Source organism: Streptomyces sp. NPDC092369 (assembly GCF_044755245.1).
GTDB lineage: Bacteria > Actinomycetota > Actinomycetes > Streptomycetales > Streptomycetaceae > Streptomyces.
Map to the genome: position 1 here is coordinate 758,486 of NZ_JBIVQP010000004.1, position 13,068 is coordinate 771,553.

Annotated in this window: 23 protein-coding genes and 1 other RNA gene; 22 read left to right on the forward strand and 2 right to left on the reverse strand. The window is 69.2% G+C overall.

Features of this window, described 5'->3' with window-relative positions; all coding sequences use genetic code 11:
• The first annotated feature begins 6 nt into the window (after positions 1-6).
• The 10 genes from ACIQI8_RS27375 (at position 7) to ACIQI8_RS27420 (ending at position 6,528) form a co-directional block, all read left to right on the forward strand.
• Positions 7-459: a hypothetical protein gene (locus tag ACIQI8_RS27375; RefSeq protein ID WP_402355535.1), complete on the forward strand. Its 453-nt coding sequence runs from the start codon at positions 7-9 to the stop codon at positions 457-459.
• The gene (locus tag ACIQI8_RS27380) at positions 456-1,526 is read left to right on the forward strand and encodes a hypothetical protein (RefSeq protein ID WP_402355536.1); all 1,071 of its coding nucleotides are present in this window, start codon (positions 456-458) and stop codon (positions 1,524-1,526) included. The genes ACIQI8_RS27375 and ACIQI8_RS27380 overlap by 4 nt, the downstream gene beginning before the upstream one ends.
• A 92-nt stretch (positions 1,527-1,618) precedes the next feature.
• Positions 1,619-1,849, forward strand: coding sequence for a hypothetical protein (locus tag ACIQI8_RS27385; RefSeq protein ID WP_402355538.1), 231 nt, complete (start codon positions 1,619-1,621; stop codon positions 1,847-1,849).
• 15 nt (positions 1,850-1,864) lie between these two features.
• Positions 1,865-2,428: a hypothetical protein gene (locus ACIQI8_RS27390; RefSeq protein ID WP_402355540.1), complete on the forward strand. Its 564-nt coding sequence runs from the start codon at positions 1,865-1,867 to the stop codon at positions 2,426-2,428.
• Positions 2,425-2,802, forward strand: coding sequence for a hypothetical protein (locus ACIQI8_RS27395; protein WP_402355542.1), 378 nt, complete (start codon positions 2,425-2,427; stop codon positions 2,800-2,802). Before ACIQI8_RS27390 ends, ACIQI8_RS27395 begins: the two co-directional genes overlap by 4 nt.
• Positions 2,803-2,832: 30 nt before the next feature.
• A complete protein-coding gene (locus tag ACIQI8_RS27400) occupies positions 2,833-3,033 on the forward strand; it encodes a hypothetical protein (RefSeq protein ID WP_402355544.1) in 201 nt (66 codons plus the stop codon).
• Positions 3,034-3,133: 100 nt separating this feature from the next.
• The gene (locus tag ACIQI8_RS27405; RefSeq protein ID WP_402355546.1) at positions 3,134-4,027 is read left to right on the forward strand and encodes a hypothetical protein; all 894 of its coding nucleotides are present in this window, start codon (positions 3,134-3,136) and stop codon (positions 4,025-4,027) included.
• Positions 4,028-4,919: 892 nt separating this feature from the next.
• Complete coding sequence (locus tag ACIQI8_RS27410) at positions 4,920-5,663, forward strand: DNA-methyltransferase (RefSeq protein ID WP_402355548.1); 744 nt, start codon at positions 4,920-4,922, stop codon at positions 5,661-5,663.
• Between the two features lie 80 nt (positions 5,664-5,743).
• Positions 5,744-6,103, forward strand: coding sequence for a hypothetical protein (locus tag ACIQI8_RS27415; RefSeq protein WP_402355550.1), 360 nt, complete (start codon positions 5,744-5,746; stop codon positions 6,101-6,103).
• 98 nt (positions 6,104-6,201) lie between these two features.
• Entirely contained in the window at positions 6,202-6,528 is a 327-nt protein-coding gene (locus ACIQI8_RS27420) for a DUF732 domain-containing protein (RefSeq protein ID WP_402355552.1), read from the forward strand.
• A 227-nt stretch (positions 6,529-6,755) separates the two neighbouring features.
• Here ACIQI8_RS27420 and ACIQI8_RS27425 read toward each other — a convergent pair whose 3' ends face one another.
• Both ACIQI8_RS27425 and ACIQI8_RS27430 read right to left on the reverse strand, forming a co-directional pair.
• The gene (locus ACIQI8_RS27425) at positions 6,756-6,935 is read right to left on the reverse strand and encodes a hypothetical protein (RefSeq protein WP_402355554.1); all 180 of its coding nucleotides are present in this window, start codon (positions 6,933-6,935) and stop codon (positions 6,756-6,758) included.
• Positions 6,932-7,129: a hypothetical protein gene (locus ACIQI8_RS27430; RefSeq protein ID WP_402355556.1), complete on the reverse strand. Its 198-nt coding sequence runs from the start codon at positions 7,127-7,129 to the stop codon at positions 6,932-6,934. The genes ACIQI8_RS27425 and ACIQI8_RS27430 overlap by 4 nt, the downstream gene beginning before the upstream one ends.
• 105 nt (positions 7,130-7,234) lie before the next feature.
• Between ACIQI8_RS27430 and ACIQI8_RS27435 the strand changes: the two genes are divergently transcribed.
• From ACIQI8_RS27435 to ACIQI8_RS27490, 12 genes are all read left to right on the forward strand, one after another.
• Complete coding sequence (locus ACIQI8_RS27435; RefSeq protein ID WP_402355558.1) at positions 7,235-7,444, forward strand: hypothetical protein; 210 nt, start codon at positions 7,235-7,237, stop codon at positions 7,442-7,444.
• A gap of 122 nt (positions 7,445-7,566) precedes the next feature.
• Entirely contained in the window at positions 7,567-8,031 is a 465-nt protein-coding gene (locus tag ACIQI8_RS27440) for a hypothetical protein (RefSeq protein ID WP_402355560.1), read from the forward strand.
• Positions 8,028-8,207 carry a hypothetical protein gene (locus tag ACIQI8_RS27445; protein ID WP_402355562.1) on the forward strand — a complete coding sequence of 60 codons (180 nt, stop codon included), beginning with the start codon at positions 8,028-8,030 and terminating at the stop codon, positions 8,205-8,207. The genes ACIQI8_RS27440 and ACIQI8_RS27445 overlap by 4 nt, the downstream gene beginning before the upstream one ends.
• Positions 8,206-8,270, forward strand: an RNA gene (locus ACIQI8_RS27450) — hammerhead ribozyme type II. Before ACIQI8_RS27445 ends, ACIQI8_RS27450 begins: the two co-directional genes overlap by 2 nt.
• A gap of 232 nt (positions 8,271-8,502) precedes the next feature.
• The gene (locus ACIQI8_RS27455; RefSeq protein ID WP_402355564.1) at positions 8,503-9,015 is read left to right on the forward strand and encodes a hypothetical protein; all 513 of its coding nucleotides are present in this window, start codon (positions 8,503-8,505) and stop codon (positions 9,013-9,015) included.
• Between the two features lie 215 nt (positions 9,016-9,230).
• Entirely contained in the window at positions 9,231-10,046 is an 816-nt protein-coding gene (locus ACIQI8_RS27460; protein WP_402355566.1) for a hypothetical protein, read from the forward strand.
• A gap of 110 nt (positions 10,047-10,156) precedes the next feature.
• Positions 10,157-10,414 (forward strand): hypothetical protein, encoded by a 258-nt coding sequence (locus ACIQI8_RS27465; RefSeq protein ID WP_402355568.1) that lies wholly within the window; start codon positions 10,157-10,159, stop codon positions 10,412-10,414.
• A gap of 516 nt (positions 10,415-10,930) precedes the next feature.
• Entirely contained in the window at positions 10,931-11,362 is a 432-nt protein-coding gene (locus ACIQI8_RS27470; RefSeq protein WP_402355570.1) for a hypothetical protein, read from the forward strand.
• Positions 11,363-11,541: 179 nt separating this feature from the next.
• Positions 11,542-11,901 (forward strand): hypothetical protein, encoded by a 360-nt coding sequence (locus ACIQI8_RS27475; RefSeq protein ID WP_402355572.1) that lies wholly within the window; start codon positions 11,542-11,544, stop codon positions 11,899-11,901.
• An 8-nt stretch (positions 11,902-11,909) separates the two neighbouring features.
• Positions 11,910-12,269 carry a hypothetical protein gene (locus tag ACIQI8_RS27480; protein WP_402355574.1) on the forward strand — a complete coding sequence of 120 codons (360 nt, stop codon included), beginning with the start codon at positions 11,910-11,912 and terminating at the stop codon, positions 12,267-12,269.
• Complete coding sequence (locus tag ACIQI8_RS27485; RefSeq protein WP_402355576.1) at positions 12,242-12,604, forward strand: hypothetical protein; 363 nt, start codon at positions 12,242-12,244, stop codon at positions 12,602-12,604. Before ACIQI8_RS27480 ends, ACIQI8_RS27485 begins: the two co-directional genes overlap by 28 nt.
• Positions 12,604-12,882 (forward strand): hypothetical protein, encoded by a 279-nt coding sequence (locus ACIQI8_RS27490; RefSeq protein ID WP_402355578.1) that lies wholly within the window; start codon positions 12,604-12,606, stop codon positions 12,880-12,882. Before ACIQI8_RS27485 ends, ACIQI8_RS27490 begins: the two co-directional genes overlap by 1 nt.
• The last annotated feature ends 186 nt before the right edge of the window (positions 12,883-13,068 follow it).

Sequence of the window (13,068 nt, forward strand, 5' to 3'; positions counted from 1 at the left end):
CTGCTGATGACCATCCTTGCCGCCACTGGCGCTCTGGCCGGCCCCTGGCTCGGGACGATGTACCTGAGCGGGATCGCGGCCATGATGCTTGCCGCGCTGATCTACGGTGTGCTCGGCTCCGACACCATCAAGATCAACACGAAGGAGCGGATCACCGTCTGGGGCCTCCTCACCGGCTCCATGTGCCTTGCGGCCGGCGGGAACTGGGTCGACCTGATCACCGGCCTCAGCTCCGTCCCGTCCTCAGTCGTCGAACAGTCAGGCCTGCCCGCATTCGGGCCGGGCGCGATCGGCGGCCTCCTGGTCATCATTTCCATCGCCAAGAGCTACAAGCGGAAGTGGCTCCACGCCGTGTTCGCGCTCATGGCCGCGAAGTTCCTCATCGAAGCCGGCGGCATCGGAGCCGTCGTCCTCAACGCCGCCAGGATGACCATCGGACAGATGGGCGCCCACTCATGACCCACGTACGCACCGCCTGGCGCGCCCTGCTCCTCTTCGTGACGGACGTCCTGCAAGGCAGCGTCCTGCTCCTACGCCAGACCCACGCGACCAGCACGCTCCTGCACCGGAAGGTGCGGGACCTGTCTGGGTCGGCGGCTGCGGCCAACAAGGGCGCCAGCAAGCAGGACCAGGCCAGGAACGAGAAGAAGCCGGCCGACGCCGTCGCCCGCGGCCTGAATGAGAAGGGCGCGGCGACCGGCGAGGCGACGGCGAAAGCCGTCGAAAAAAAAGGCAAGGAGGGTGCGCGCCGGAAACGCAGCGCGTGGACGCTGGACCGCCTCGCCGGGCTGGCTCTCATCGGATGGGCCGTGTGGTGCTTCGGTCACCGGCCCGTCGCGACCGGCTGGCACGCGCTCACCCCGTTCCTCGCGCGCGCTGCCCCGTGGGGGATTGCGTTGTGGATCGTTGCCGCATGGCTGACCGCCCTCTGCGCCAAGGATGACGCCCGGGTAGCCTCCGGCCCGGATCGCGGTCGGCCGGGCGCTCCGGACCCCGACGCGGTGCGCGGCGCCGGCCTCTGGCTGTGGCGCCTCGTCGCCGTCCAGGTCGCCGCCGCTGTCGGCCACGGGCGCAAGGGCGTGCACTTGAGGACGCTCCTCACCGAGCCCGGCATCCCCGACGCGTGGGACGTGACGACGCTCCGCGAGCACTGCGAGCGCCTCGGTATCCCTGTGAAGCCGATTCGGATCCGGGGCAGCGGCGCCAAGGGCCCCACCCACGGAGTCCACGTCGACGACCTCACGGCTGCGCTCGGCATGCCTCTGGACGACGCAATCACCGCGCTCACCGACCGTCTCACCCCACACCCCCGGGCCACCCTCCCCGAGACCCCCGAAGGGGCCTCGCCCGACCCCTCGGAGGAGGTGCTGTCCGCCGCCCCGGTGCAGGCCTCCAGCACCCCGCCGGAGGGGCGCCCCTACGGCCTCGTGCTTGGGGCCTGGCTGGCCGCCCAGTCCAGCCCCATCAGCACCCCCCATCACACCCCTCTTCCCGGCTCCGCTCCAACCTCCTCTGGAAGGGGGTAGACGCCCAGCTCAGACGCCATCTACCGCCCACATCTACCGGCCGTCTACCGTGGTCCATCTACCACCTGCGCCGAACCTGAGAGCAGGCTCCGATGCCGCACCTCTACTACTGCCCCGTCTGCCGAATCGAGTCGCGTCCGTACGCGCTCGAGGAGGCCGCGCAGCGGAAGGGGCAGCGGCACCGGGATGAGAACCACGGTGGCGATCACCCGCACGGCGAGACCATCCAGACAGTGCCGTACCAGATCGACCTGGCACAGGCCCGAATCCTCGCTGCGGTTGTCGTAGTCGTCCTCCTCGCCTTGATCATCAAGGCGTTCTGACCCGGAGAGCCCACCGTGGAAGCACCACCCACCCCGCAGTCCATCACCCACATCACCCGCCACTACAGCGGCCTGCGCGCCCTCTACGGGCCCAGTGTCATTACCGAGGCCGCCCTCCTCCTTGACGCCTTGTACGGGACCGCCGGCGAACACGGCCATTCCCGAGAGGATCGCCTCGGTCGGCTGGGCGGCCTCATCACTGCGGCCGCGGAGGCGTCGGCCGGGAAGTACGGCCGGCCGGCCGTCGAGCGCACGGGCAACGAAATCGCGGCGCTCCTCATGGCGCTGAGGGACGCTTTCCAGGGCGAAGGCCTGACCGTCACCGGCTGTCAGGTCCGCCTTGGTGTCGCTGTCGAGCCGCTGCGCACCGAGCCCCGGTGGGGCCTTGACGGTCGTACCGGCCTCGCTGTGGCCGTGTACTCCGACAGCGGCTGGGAGCTCCTGGTCAACCAGGCCAGCAGCACTGTCGTGTCGATCCACGCACCCACCACGAAGGACGGCGCCCGCGAGGTGGCCGGGATCGTCAAGGGGATCCTCAAGGGCGAGATCGCTGACCCGTTCCGGAGGGCGCAGTGGTGAGCGGGGGAGAGGCGCTGACCGACTGGGTCGTCGACGGCAACGCGGTCCGTACAGCCGCCGAGCTCCAGGAACTGGTCGGCGCGATGCGCGCGGACGTTCACCGCATGCGTACCGGTCTCGCGCGCGCCGCATGGGGCGCCCTCCACGGCCAGCCCTGGGCCAACGCGCCCTTTGAGGGCGGTGTTCGGCCGGACGCGGAGGAGGTCCTGGAGCAGCTCCGGATGAGCGTGGTCCCCGCCGGGATGACGGCGAAGGAAGCTACGCACCGGCAGTCCCTGGCCGTGCTCCTCACCGCGCTCGACGCCGTGGACGAGGCCGCACTCGTCGTCTGGCTCGCCGGCGTCACCGTCGACAACCCGAACCGCCCGGCCTGACCACCGTCAACGGCCAAGGAGACCCGCTCTATGGCACGTTCAGCGCGCCCGCGCCAGCCGCGCACCTTCCTCCCAGGCATCGCGGACATCCGGATCATGGCCGACGAGGCCACCACGCAGGCTGTCCTCGACGTACTCCAGGGCGCCTTCCACACCACCGACGCACGCCCGTACGAGGGCGGGCGGACCTACCTCCAGCTCGACGCGGGCAACACTGCCCCGGACGACTGACCCAGGCACCATCCGCCCAGCTTGGGGCGGATCCGCCCCAAGCTCGGCCCCGTCTCTCTTCCTCACCGGCCAGACGGCTGACTCACCAACAGGAGCACCCTTGAGCACGACCACCGACACCGGTTTGCCCGACGACGGCCAGGTCGAAGTCCGCATCACGTCCGCCGACCCCGACGCCACACAGATGGTCTGGAAGCGGGCCATGGCCGCACTCGGCCACGCAGCACCGCCCCGCCGGCGCACGGCCCACGAGGAGGGCGGTGTGCGGCTGTACGGCATCGTCACTGCCCCCGAGCGCCTGCTGCCCGGCCAGCAGGACGCGGCCGAAGACTCCACCGCCCACCTCACGGCCGGCCCTCGCATCACCGTCGACGAACTCGCCGTCCACTGCTCCGCGGCCGCCGTCTGGCTCGACCAGCTCGCCCGTGCCGCCGAAACGCCCGCCACCCCCGTTGAACTCGCCGACGACATCGACGCATTGCGCCGTGAGGCCCGCTCGCTGCGGGAACGCGCCGAGCGCCTCCACAAGGTGGCCCGCATCATCGAAGGCGACATTCCCCTCGCCATCGGATTCAAGGGCGCCGGCGACGGGTGGGGCGCGGCGGCTCTGAACACAGACCGGGAGGACTACGGCGGCCCGGCCGTCATCCCCACAGCGAACCAGCTGCTGCACCTGGCGAGCAGTGCCCCGTACTCCGACGGCACCTTGACGTACCCGCAGGGCATGGAGGGCGTTCCGAACTCGCTGCTGCTGTCCTGGGAGTCGAAGACCGCTCAGCAGCGGCGAGCCCAGGAACGTGACGCGGCCATCGCCCAGGAGGTCCTGCGGATCGCATGTGAACGTTGCGAGGCCGGCAGCGGTCAGTCCTGCCGTACGAAGAACGGGCGTGCTGCGGAGCAGGCCCACACCTCTCGCCAGCGCGAGGCCGAGGCGAATGTCGACGCGCGCATCGGATGGCTCGGCGAGAACCCCGTAGCGGTCACGGAAGCATGACAGCGCGGATGTGATCAATTGCCTCGTACCGGACAATTAACTGCGAATCTGATCGAGGTAATTCGCCGACGTAATGTCGCTGCGTGTATTACCTCTGCCGTAATCGCAGCCCAATACGGTGTCGGCGGTGCGTGCGCGGCAGGTACATTGGAATCGCCGCACCAGCATGTAATTCACATCATGAGGGAGCGGCAGCGGAGGACCCGCTCCTGGCCGAGCGAGCCCCCCCGCGCCGCAGTTCACGAGCCCGGTCGTCCTGAAGCCGACCGGGCTCGCTGCGTGTGCAGCCCCGGTCTTGTCCGACCCGCTCGTCCGTGGGCGGTCCTAGCGGACCAACTGCCCCCACGTTCCGATGGCGCCGAGCAGCAGCCCTGCCGCAGTCAGCCAGACCTGCCAACGTTCAGCACCAGTCCAACGCCTGCGCGGCTTCTGCTCCTTCGAATCCATCAGACGCTTCCTCCTCTTCTCCCAAGTCCCCTGACCATCAAGGGACATCCCACCGAGCAGCCGGGGCAGCCCAGAGGGGGCTATGGAGGAAGAAGAGGCGAAGCACGCTAAGCATATGAGCCTGCGGGAGCCTGATGTTCAAACTGCTGCGATACAGAGAGTCATTTTGGCGATTGGACTGTAACGAATCGCCTACAAAAGACCTGCTCAAGGGGGGAGGGTCACCGAGAGAAGTACTTCGATTACCGGTTGCGATGCCCCCTACGGTGTACATGGCGCCGGTGGCATCAAGAGGCGCCTGTGCCGTCCGGGGCGGATCGGAAGTGTCCGGCTGGGCACCATAGACAAGATCATCACAGGGAACCCATCGAGTGGCCCCGCAGCGGGGCTGTGCACCGACTCGCTCGCCAACTGGCGTACGCGACCGCACGAGAGGCGCTCCCGCATGCCCACCTGGACACTCCACCAGGGCGACGCCCTGACCATCCTCCCCACCCTCACCGACCCCGTCGACGCCGTCATCTGCGACCCCCCGTACAACTCCGGCGGACGCACCATGAGCGAGCGCACAAGCCGCACCGCACGCGAGAAGTACCTGACCAGCGGCGGCCGCGAACACGGCTTCGACCTCGGCGACTTCACCGGCGAGAACCGCGACCAGCGCTCCTACACCGCCTGGCTCGCCCTCATCCTCGCCCACGCCTACCGCCTGACCCGCCCTGGGGGAGCGGCCCTCGTCTTCACCGACTGGCGCCAGCTTCCAGCGACGACCGACGCCATTCAGGCGGCCGGCTACACCTGGCGCGGCATCGCCGTCTGGCACAAGCCCATCGCCCGCCCGCAACCGGGCCGCCTGCGGCAGGAGTGTGAGTTCATCGTCTGGGGCAGCAACGGCGCGATGATCCCCGGCAATCAACCCGTCTACCTACCGGGGCACTTCACCGGCAGCCAGCCCCGCGGCAACGCCCGCGTGCACGTCACTCAGAAGCCCGAGGACGTCATGCAGCAGCTGGTGCGGATCGTCCCTGAGGGCGGCACCGTCCTCGATATGTTCGCCGGGGCTGGCACAACTGGCGCGGCGGCGCTCCTGGAAGACCGGAACTTCATCGGTATCGAGCAGTCACCCACGTACGCCGAGACCGTCCGGGGCCGGCTCACAGCGATCGCCGCGCAGGCTGACGCGGCGTAACGTCGCAACCATGACGGCCCATCGTGCCCGCGAAGCCGGAACGCTGTACGCAGGTGGAGCGCCGCTGCCACAGTAAGTGCATGCGCACGTTTGAAGGCGGCGTCACGGCAGCCGCCGACTACCTGGAACAGCACATCCCGGGCGCAGCAGCGCAGTGGTTCACCGCCGAGCTGCGCGGCAATCCGATACCCCACCCACCCGGCAGCACCGGCACCTTCGAGGATGGCGTGCAGGCAGCCGCGGACTTCGTGGAGCATCGCCATCCGTCCGAAGAGGCAACGCAGCTCGGAGCGAAGCTGCGTGGAATGCTGGAGTCCCACCCGCCTGGGAGCTGCAAGCTCTGCTACCCGCTGTGTGGGACCCATCATCTCCCGATGATCGACGGCATCTGTTTTACGTGCGCTACTGAGCAGAACTCGCCGCCCTGGGAACGGACGTAGGAACCGCAGATTGGTACGCGTCTCCACGCATCGAACGCACCGTCACAACACCGCTACAACCGCGCCCTGGCGGCAAGGGCGCATCCACCATCACCCGCATGAAACGCACCCTCGCGGCCACGGCCGCCATCTTCACCGCGCTGATGTGCGCCGGCTGTTCCGACAGCGGGCCGTCCGCCGACGACAGGAAGTACGCAGACGCGGTCGCCGCCGCGGACCCTGCCGATTTTGGAGACATCCCCACCGACCAGCTCGCTGACACGCTCGGGTCCGAAGGTGCCGACCTCTGCGACAAGTTGGAAGAGGGCACTTTCGAGGATGCCGCCGCGTACGCGAAGACCGGCTTCTCGGACAAGGAGACCGCCGCCCTCATCTCGGCGGCGGTCCTCGTCTACTGCCCGGAGGAAAAGAGTCAACTGCCGTAGTGCAGCACGCCCCATGCAGTCTCCCGTGCCCGATGGCAGCAGGCGCTCGCCGACCAGTTCAGGACCGGGCTGCCGTCATGCCGTGTGCTTGTGACGTCTGAGTTGTTGGAGCTCTCGCATGGAGACTGCGCGGGGATAGGCCTGCCCCCAGAGAACGACATCGCGCGCGTTCCGGAGGCCGTTTACCCAGTCACGTGCCACGGACCGCAGGAAGCGGTGCAAGTGGTTCATGCTGTGGGCTTCTCGTCCGGGCGTACCGGCTCCTCCGGATAGTCCACGCAATCCCGTGTGTGCCGAATCGCCACGGTGGTGCCGTCCGCGCGCCCGACGGTGATGCGGACGTCCATGGTGGCGTCCGTGGCGTGGCAGTACGGGCAGTCGATGTCGCCGGTGGGTGGGCCCGTCATCGGGTGCTTTCCTCGCTGCCCGCCGGGCGCTCCGGCAGTTCGGCTCCTGGGCGTTGGACGTACCACTCCCAGAACTGACGGGTGACCTTGCTGCGGTCGCTGCCTGCCCGCTTGGTGGCGTGGTCGAGGTCGGCCCAGAGGGCGTCGCCTACGCCTCGGATGCCCCGGAGTTTCTGGCTGTGCTGGTTGGCCATGTCCCGATTCTGACAGGTGGTTGACCACCCGTCCAGTCTGTGCCATATTGGAGGTGGTTAACCACCCGCCATCAGGGCGGAAGGAACCGAACCGAGGAGGAAGCAATGAAGACCGCCACCTACAGCATCCGAGTCACCAACGCCGAGGGCCAAATCGTCTCCTCCGTCCCCCTGTACGGCGACGAACAGGCGGCCTACGCCACCTTCAAGCGGGAGCTGGCCGTCTACCCCAGCACCCACGTGCTGGAGCTCTCCGACTTCGAGCAGACCCTCCCCAACGGCCGCCAGCACGGCACCGGCGCCGACTGGGAGTAACAGCCCAACCCAGGGGGCCGGCACACCCCCGGCCCCCCACCTGCCACACGAAGCCGCACCCAGGGGGACGCGGCGAGGCACCCCCCTCCATCACCCATCGGGCCACACCGGGAGACACGGCAATGAAGGTCTACAAGCGCACCGAGAACGGCGTCACCAGCCACGTCAGCATCCGGGAGGCCATGACCGAAGTGAACGACGCGAAGCTTGGCCGGCTGTCCCGCGAGCGCAGCGTCCGCAAGATGTCGTCGGGCCGCACCCAGCACCACATCGAGTATGCGGACGGCCGCACGGTGAGCATGATCCTGGTCGACGCCCCCGCCACGGTGGAGCCCGAGGAGGGGCCGAAGGCGTGGACGGGAGAAGCCACGCGGATCGTCACCGTCAAGGGCAAGCGGTATGCGGTCGGCCCGATCCGCCCGGCTCGGTCCTGGACCGTGGGTGCGACGTCCGGGGTCACTCCGGCGTCCGTCAACTACTGGACAGAGCGAAACGGTGTGACCTTCGGCGCCACCCGAACTGCGAACGACGAGGCGAAGCCGGGCTCCATCGGCCGCGCCATCTGGGACGCGGTGAGCGCGCGATGAGCCAGTGCACAGCCACCACGTCGAACGACTACCGCTGCATCAACAAGGCGCAGGACTGCCAGGAGGTGTGCGCGGCCCACGACTACCGCCGACAGTGCGGTGCCCCGACGAAGAGCGGCACCCGATGCAAGCGGCTGAAGGTCCAGGGCCGTGCTGCGTGCAGCTCCCACAGTTAGCCGAAACGCCCTCCGGGGCGTCCGCGGGACATGGCCTACCCGCGCTGAGGACGGCAGGCCGTAGGAGGAGAGATGGCGCATAAGGTGGCAGCGGAACTCCAGCCCGGTGACGTGGTGTTCCCGCCGTACGAGATCGCGACAGAGCGAGTCGAAAGCGTCTCTCGCCTGGCCGACCCTCGTAAGGATGAACGGTGGTTCCGCGTGAGCACGGAGGGCGGCGTGTACGACGTTGGCTGTGACTACCGCTGGATTCTCCCGAACTGATTCAGGCCCCGTCTAGGCAGGGAGTGTCCTCATGACCGGCATCCGAGTGTCTGTGATCGACGACCTGCCGCAACTCGCCGCTGCCGGCGTCTCTCTGCGCATGCAACGGCTCGCGGACAACTTGGGCGCCTCCATCGGCCGTTCCCTCCTCGAAGGCGTGGTCTACCCGAACCTCGTCGGCATGGCGGCGGAGGCAGAGCTGCAAGGGCAGCTCGACGCCTTGAAGGCGCAGGTCGCTCTGGACCGGTACCTGAACCTCGCCGCCTGTCTGGGCGTCGGGCGCGATGCCGCACACGCCATCCTGGCCATGGAGAGGGCGTACTTCCGCCCCTGGGTCGAGGGCCCTCCCACTGACCTGGAGATTGAAGAAGCCGACGTGGCACTCCGCGCCGTCAGCACCCTCGTCTCTGCTGCGCCGCGCGCCGAAGCCCGGCCTGAGCGGGAGAGGCTCAAGAGGCTCAGCGCCCGCGCCACCGAGACCGTGGCCCGCCAATGCGCCGGTGAACAGGGGTGGCCGTGTGGCTGTACTGGGCGATCGCGCTGATGGGGAGCCTCGGCAGTACAGCACCGCACTGTCGTGTTTGCCGGGTTTCTTGCTCCTTGCGGGACTTGTGAGGCAAGATCGGGGACGCACCGCGTTGCCACGTCGGTTGTTGAGTCGCAGTTTCACAGCGGATGGCTCCGCCCTTACTCACTCGGGGGCGGAGCCATCTGCTGTCTCCGCCCAGTGCCACCGCCCGCTCATCGGGGAGGCCTCGCATGCCAACGCCCACACCCTGCCTCGGCCCCTGCAACACTGCCTGGCGCCGCGCGGAACACCAACGCCGCACCGAGACAACCCCTCACGACATCCCGGTCACCTGGGGCGCCCCCGTTCACTGCGACGCGTGCGTAGACCGCGCGCGCCGCCAGCTCGGCGAGCTCCCCGAACTCCTCGTCGCCATCCAGCTCGAGCCCGTCTACGGTCAGCGAGGAGTACCCACCGCGTCAACGACGAGCGCACCGACCGACACCACGCCCTGGCCCGGGCAGGCCGCGCGCCTCATGATCGACCACATCGCCGGCGGTCTCGCCGAGATCGCCGCCGACGTACGCCGTATGCGGAACCTGGGTGACCATCCCGTGCGGGAGGAGGGCGTCCGGGAGGGCGTTTGGATCAACGTGACGGTCCGGCTGCTCGTCGCGCACTGCGACTGGCTCCTCCAGCAGCATCCCTGTGCGTCCGAGTCGCACGAGCCGGCCCGGCTCGGACGCGACCTGGTGCCGTCCGGGAATCCGGCCGCGCAGATCGCAGGCTGGCACCGGGCCGGAACCCGCTTCACACGCCGGGACAAGGCGCCGGAGGTGAAACGATTCGCTCCGTGTAAGCGTTGCGGTGGCCCCTGGCTCGCCGAGTCCCGTGATCTCCGCCTGGTCGACGACGAGCCGTACATCGAGTGCCAGGACCCCGACTGCCGCGCGCTCTTCACCCACGCCGAGTACGCCCGCTACCTCAAGGACCTCATCAGCGGGGAACTCACCGCGCGGCGCACGCCGGTTCACCCGGACGGCGCGCCGGACAAACTCCCTGCTTGACGCGGTGCGCATCGCGCGTGATGCTGATCGCGGATCACTCTGTCCACGAAGAGGCCTCGCTGACGCGGGGCCTTTCGCCGTTTCCAGTACCGCCGGTCGGAGGGCGCCGCATGGATCTCACAGACCTCCAGACCCGGCTCTGGACCGCCCAGGAGGCAGCGGACGCCGCCGGGGTCACGCCCAACACCGTCCGCAACTGGAAGCACCGGGGGCACCTCGCCCAGGCCCGCACAGCGAGCGGACGGCCCATCACCAACGCGGCCGGACAGCCTCTCTTCAACCCGGTCGACGTGATCAGAGCGGAGCGGGTAACCCGCCAGCGCGCTCGCCGCACCTACACCGTGCCGGCCGGAGCCGTCGCGGTCTGACCCTGCCACTCCGCCGCCCTTGAGTCCTCCCTGCTTCTGCGGCGCGCCAGCCGTAGGCGCGGGGAGTCGGACCGTCGCCGGGCGGCGCTGAGGGTCGCTGCCCGTGCGGCGGCCCCCCAAATCTCCGCTGCCCGGAACGGGTTCGGGCGGAATCCGCCGGGCGCGCCACCCGGGACTGTGGCGCGCCTCCGGGCAGCGGACCCTTCATCTCCTCGCCGCACGAACGGAGTCCACCTCCGGGAACACGGCGAGGCCCTGTGTGTCGTACGGCAGTCGCTGGCCAGCATCCGGACGCGCCCCCCGACGGGCGGGTGAGGGCCGGATAGCGCGGTGACCGGGCTCGACACGCGGTATCCGCGAGGACCGCACCGGCCCGGGCGCCACGTGCTCCGCCTGGGCCGGCCTCGAACCCCCGCGCGCCCACGGTGACCACCCTGTGGACGCGCGGGCCAGCCCATCCCCGGCCCGGCCGATCCGGACATCTCCTCGGCGGTCGGTCGCAAGCAGGAAGGGGGCGTGGTGCAGTACCACACCGTCCAGCAGCTCGACAGCGGTCCGCGGGCCGGAGCCTTCGTCTACACCGGGGGCAACGACCGGATCGGCAGGTACGTCGAATGCTGCTCCGACGCCTGGCTGGAGATCATCCGTACGCCGGTAAGCGAGCGTGACGCCTGTGCGGCCTGGTCCCGGATCGGCCACGACACTGCAGACGAGGCCTACGCGCACATGCGCGAGCACCTCCTGGAGCGGCTCAGCATCGACGGCCGGCTCGCGGACTGGTCGGGCTGCATCGCCCCGGTCGGCGACGGAATCTGTGACGTTCCGACCAAGCGGTTCGCCGCGATCCGGCCCATGTATTTCCAACGCCCGTTGTGTGACGAACACCGAACCCGGGAGACCGTCGAGGCCATGTGGGACGGCCCGGGAGACTGGAGCGGCTCATGGTGACCCCCACACCCCCCGCCGAAAGCGCACCGCGGACCGCGCGGGAGGCAGTCCAACGGCTTGTTGCCGAAGGGAAGCACGCGCACTACTCCTCTGACGGCGAAAGCCGCTGCATGGTCGGGCGCTGCACCCCGAACACCCCCTGACCACAAGGGATTTCACTGCGCCGAGAGGGACTGGGTATGCGGCCGGTCACCCAGTCGATCCTCCACGATGATCCCGAGGGCAGGCCGGGCAACTGCCTCCAGGCCACGGTCGCGTCGCTGCTGGAGCTGCCGTTGAAGTCGGTGCCGCACTTCATCGCCGAAGGCCCCCGCTGGCTCGAGTTGATGGAGGCGTTCTGCCGCGGGCAGGGCTACGCCCTGCGGTTCCTTCCTGCCGATGCGTACTGCGCGTACGGCATGGCTTGGGGTGTCTCCCCGCGCGGTGTGCGTCACTCCGTGTGCTGGGCCGACGGACGAATGTCCCACGACCCCCATCCCTCCCGCGCAGGTCTCCTCACCGTCACCGACCTGATCGCCGTCCGCCCGATCTGCCCGTAGGAGTCTCCATGTCCCAGCCAGTCCCCAACGGCACCATGCCTGCCGCGTACTCACCGGTGCCTCTGCCCGGTCCGAGCGTGTTTTGGCCGCCGAAGGCGCCGCAGATCGGCCACCGCGTCTTCTATCGCCTCTCGGCCACGGACGTGCGCGCGATCGCCCGCCAGCGCGTCGCCGCCAACACCCGCGCTCCTCATGTGCGGGCTGGCATGGTGCTGCCTGCAGTCGTTGTCCGCGCGAGTGGCACGGTGTCCGAGCCGTGCAACCTCCATGTCCTCCTCGACGGTCCGGACACGTACTGGGCGGAGAAAGTCGTCTGTGGTGACGGTGACGGCACCTGGGCGTGGCCCGCACAGCCAGCGGGTGCGTGATGGTCGCCCTCCCGCGCACGGTGCCCTTCCTGTGCCCGATCTGCCAGTTGCCCGTCGACCTCACGATCACGGCTCAGAAGCACCGGGTGAACGCGGATGAGCGGCTCGAGGTGAGCCTGAGCTTCGACACCGGACCGCTGGTCGATCACTACAAGACCGAGCACCCGACCAACGCGGTCAAGAACCCCGAACTCGGCGAGCTGCCGACCGTGGCGCAGACTTCCGGCAGCGTCACCGTTCACGTCCACCGGGCCCCTCCCGACGACGCCGCGCTCGCCCGGGCACTCGCCCGCAATGCGGCGAAAGCGGACTCATTCCAGCGCGGGAGGTTGTGATGGGTCGCAGACAACGCCGGGCGCGGCAGCGCCAGGTGGTCAAGCAGCTCCTGGACGGGCCCCCGAAGGACAGGGTGTGCGGGCAGGCCAAGGCTGCTGCCCGGGCTCGTGCACGGACCACCGGGCCTCAGGCGCCGAAACTGCCCAAGAGCGAGGCGCAGCAGCTCGCTCGGCAGCGGCAGGCCGCGACGGGCCGGCCGTACACCGTGTGTCTGGCCGAGGTCCGCGCCGAGCACGCCGGACGAGACAACGGGGCCGATGGCGGGGCCGGGCGGTGAGCCGGTCGCGGGCGGATGTGCCCCATTCCAGCGAGCTCCGCATGGTCATCACCCGCCGCGACGGCCGTGTGGAGGACCACGGAGTCGTCGCAGCGCACTACGCCAGCCCCTGGCGGAACGCCTGGTGGCGGATCGCGGGCCAGCATCTCGCGAATCGTCGTATCGCCCGCTCCAACAGACGCAGCA

What these genes read in the sequence shown, in the direction of transcription:
- ACIQI8_RS27400 (WP_402355544.1), top strand. Translation starts at nt 2,833, where the DNA reads ATGGCACGTTCAGCGCGCCCGCGCCAGCCGCGCACCTTCCTCCCAGGC.
- ACIQI8_RS27465 (WP_402355568.1), top strand. Translation starts at nt 10,157, where the DNA reads ATGGATCTCACAGACCTCCAGACCCGGCTCTGGACCGCCCAGGAGGCA.
- ACIQI8_RS27420 (WP_402355552.1), top strand. Translation starts at nt 6,202, where the DNA reads ATGAAACGCACCCTCGCGGCCACGGCCGCCATCTTCACCGCGCTGATG.
- ACIQI8_RS27410 (WP_402355548.1), top strand. Translation starts at nt 4,920, where the DNA reads ATGCCCACCTGGACACTCCACCAGGGCGACGCCCTGACCATCCTCCCC.
- ACIQI8_RS27435 (WP_402355558.1), top strand. Translation starts at nt 7,235, where the DNA reads ATGAAGACCGCCACCTACAGCATCCGAGTCACCAACGCCGAGGGCCAA.
- ACIQI8_RS27480 (WP_402355574.1), top strand. Translation starts at nt 11,910, where the DNA reads ATGTCCCAGCCAGTCCCCAACGGCACCATGCCTGCCGCGTACTCACCG.
- ACIQI8_RS27430 (WP_402355556.1), bottom strand. Translation starts at nt 7,129, where the DNA reads ATGGCCAACCAGCACAGCCAGAAACTCCGGGGCATCCGAGGCGTAGGC.
- ACIQI8_RS27375 (WP_402355535.1), top strand. Translation starts at nt 7, where the DNA reads ATGACCATCCTTGCCGCCACTGGCGCTCTGGCCGGCCCCTGGCTCGGG.
- ACIQI8_RS27415 (WP_402355550.1), top strand. Translation starts at nt 5,744, where the DNA reads ATGCGCACGTTTGAAGGCGGCGTCACGGCAGCCGCCGACTACCTGGAA.
- ACIQI8_RS27455 (WP_402355564.1), top strand. Translation starts at nt 8,503, where the DNA reads ATGACCGGCATCCGAGTGTCTGTGATCGACGACCTGCCGCAACTCGCC.
- ACIQI8_RS27445 (WP_402355562.1), top strand. Translation starts at nt 8,028, where the DNA reads ATGAGCCAGTGCACAGCCACCACGTCGAACGACTACCGCTGCATCAAC.
- ACIQI8_RS27440 (WP_402355560.1), top strand. Translation starts at nt 7,567, where the DNA reads ATGAAGGTCTACAAGCGCACCGAGAACGGCGTCACCAGCCACGTCAGC.
- ACIQI8_RS27380 (WP_402355536.1), top strand. Translation starts at nt 456, where the DNA reads ATGACCCACGTACGCACCGCCTGGCGCGCCCTGCTCCTCTTCGTGACG.
- ACIQI8_RS27425 (WP_402355554.1), bottom strand. Translation starts at nt 6,935, where the DNA reads ATGACGGGCCCACCCACCGGCGACATCGACTGCCCGTACTGCCACGCC.
- ACIQI8_RS27475 (WP_402355572.1), top strand. Translation starts at nt 11,542, where the DNA reads ATGCGGCCGGTCACCCAGTCGATCCTCCACGATGATCCCGAGGGCAGG.
- ACIQI8_RS27385 (WP_402355538.1), top strand. Translation starts at nt 1,619, where the DNA reads ATGCCGCACCTCTACTACTGCCCCGTCTGCCGAATCGAGTCGCGTCCG.
- ACIQI8_RS27460 (WP_402355566.1), top strand. Translation starts at nt 9,231, where the DNA reads ATGCCAACGCCCACACCCTGCCTCGGCCCCTGCAACACTGCCTGGCGC.
- ACIQI8_RS27490 (WP_402355578.1), top strand. Translation starts at nt 12,604, where the DNA reads ATGGGTCGCAGACAACGCCGGGCGCGGCAGCGCCAGGTGGTCAAGCAG.